Annotated in this window: 1 protein-coding gene; it reads left to right on the top strand. The window is 65.7% G+C overall.

Going from position 1 to position 1,000, the window contains the following annotated elements; translation table 11 throughout:
- Positions 1 to 1,000: OprD family porin (locus tag A7D27_RS26840; RefSeq protein ID WP_139134210.1), on the top strand; the 1,000-nt coding region annotated here is incomplete at both ends.

The raw sequence follows: 1,000 nt of genomic DNA, 5'->3' as shown, positions 1-1,000 counted from the left end.
CCGAGGAGTGGGCCCAGGGGTTCCTGCTGCGCTACGAGTCCGGGTTTACCGAAGGCACCATCGGCGTCGGCGTCGACGCCATCGGCCTGCTGGGGGTCAAGCTCGACTCCAGCCCGGACCGCAGCGGCACCGGCCTGCTCAAGCGCGACCGCGAGAGCAAGCGCGCCCAGGACGAATACGGCGAACTCGGCGTGACCGCCAAGCTGCGCGCCTCCAAGAGCGTGCTCAAGGTCGGCACCCTGATGCCCAAGCTGCCCAGCGTGCAGTACAACGACTCGCGCCTGCTGCCGCAGACCTTCAAGGGCGGCCACCTCAACGCCCTGGAGATCGACGGCCTGAGCCTCGACGCCGGCCGTCTGACCCAGGTGAACCAGCGTGACTCCTCCGACTACGAGGACATGACCATCACCAGCGGCGGCGCGCGCGGCATCACCTTCCGCAGCGGCACCACCAGCGATGCGTTCACCTTCGGCGGGGCCACCTACAAGTGGAACGACAACCTCACCACCGGCTACAACTACGGCAACCTCGACGACTTCTACAAACAGCACATCTTCACCCTGGTGCACATGCTGCCGCTGGGTGACAAGCAGTCCCTGAAGAGCGACATCCGCTACGCCCGCTCCACCGACGAAGGCACCAGCAACGTGGACAACAAGGCCTTCGGCGCCATGTTCACCTACGCCCTCGGCGGCCATGCCTTCGGCCTCGGCTACCAGAGCATGAGCGGCGACACCGGCTACGCCTACATCAACGGCACCGACCCGTACCTGGTGAACTACGTGCAGATCGGCGACTTCGCCAACAAGGACGAGAAGTCCTGGCAGGCCCGCTACGACTTCAACTTCGCCTCCGTGGGCATCCCCGGCCTGACCTTCATGACCCGCTACCTCTCCGGCGACAACGTCGACCTGGGCGCCGGCAAGCCGGATGGCAAGGAATGGGAACGCAACACCGACATCGCCTACGTGTTCCAGGACGGCCCGCTGAAGAACCTGGG

This window comes from Pseudomonas sp. 1D4, from assembly GCF_001728925.1.
Classification (GTDB): domain Bacteria; phylum Pseudomonadota; class Gammaproteobacteria; order Pseudomonadales; family Pseudomonadaceae; genus Metapseudomonas; species Metapseudomonas otitidis.
Note: the sequence above shows the minus strand (reverse complement) of the source record. Positions and strands in the feature narration are given on the sequence as shown.